The 1,039-nt window shown below is 80.5% G+C and carries 1 pseudogene; it reads left to right on the top strand.

Going from position 1 to position 1,039, the window contains the following annotated elements:
- Positions 1 to 55: 55 nt before the first annotated feature.
- Positions 56 to 1,039 (top strand): annotated as a pseudogene (locus E1258_RS32805) (thiol reductant ABC exporter subunit CydC); the annotation flags it as partial.

The following is a 1,039-nucleotide window of genomic DNA, read 5'->3' on the forward strand; positions in this document are numbered from 1 at the left end:
CTGCCGGACCGGTCGGGCAGGTCGCCCCCGCCCCGGCCGGAGAGGGGGCGGCCCGATGAGCACCGGCCCCGCCGACGACGCCTTCGCCATCCCGCTGCCGGCCGACGGGGCCCCGGTGGCCGGCGGGAGCGTCCGGGCCGCCGAGCGGGCCGTGCTCCGGCTGGCCCGGCCGTACCTGGGCCGGCTGGTCGGCGCGGGGCTGCTCGCCGCCGCCACCGAGCTCGCCGGGCTGGCCCTGATGGCCACCGCCACCTGGCTGCTGATGAGCGCCGCCGGCCGGCCGCCACTGGACCGGCTCACCGTGGCGATCGTCGCGGTCCGGGCGCTGGCGATCAGCCGGGGCGTGTTCCGCTACACCGAGCGCCTCGCCGGCCACGATGCCGTGCTGCGGATGATCACCGACGTCCGGGCCGGGGTCTTCGCCGCCCTGGCCGCCCGGCGCGACGCCGCAAGGCAGCGCACCGGGGACGCGCTGAGCCGGCTCGTGTCCGACGTGGAGGCCGTGCAGGACCTGCTGCTGCGGGTGCTCGTACCGGGGGCCGCCGCCGCGGTGGTCAGCGTGCTGGCCGTGGCCGGGGCCGCCACCATCTCGCTCCCCGCCGCCGGGGTGCTGGCGCTGGGCCTGCTCGTCGCCGGGGTGGCCCTGCCGCTCGCGGCCACCGCGCTGACCCGGCACGCCGCCGACCAGGTAGCCCCGCTGCGCGGCGCGCTCGCCACGGACGCCGTGGACCTTGTCCACGGCGCCGCCGACCTGGCCGCGTTCGGTGCCACCGGGTACGCGCTGGACGCCACCGCCGACCGGGCCCGCCGGCTGGCCCGGCTGGAACGGCGGCTCGCCGCCGCCGGCTTCGCCGTGGACGCCGCCGGGGTGACCGCCGCCGGGGTGACCGCCGGCACGGTGGTGGTCACCGCGCTGCGCGACGGCGTCGGCGGGGTGCTGGTCGGGGTGCTGGCGGTCGGTTCCCTGGCCGCCGTCGAGGTGGCGCTGGCGCTGGTCGGGGCCGCCCGGCAGCGCACCCAGCTACGGGCCGGGCTGGTC

The organism is Micromonospora sp. KC207 (assembly GCF_004348615.1).
In the GTDB taxonomy this organism is placed as follows: domain Bacteria; phylum Actinomycetota; class Actinomycetes; order Mycobacteriales; family Micromonosporaceae; genus Micromonospora.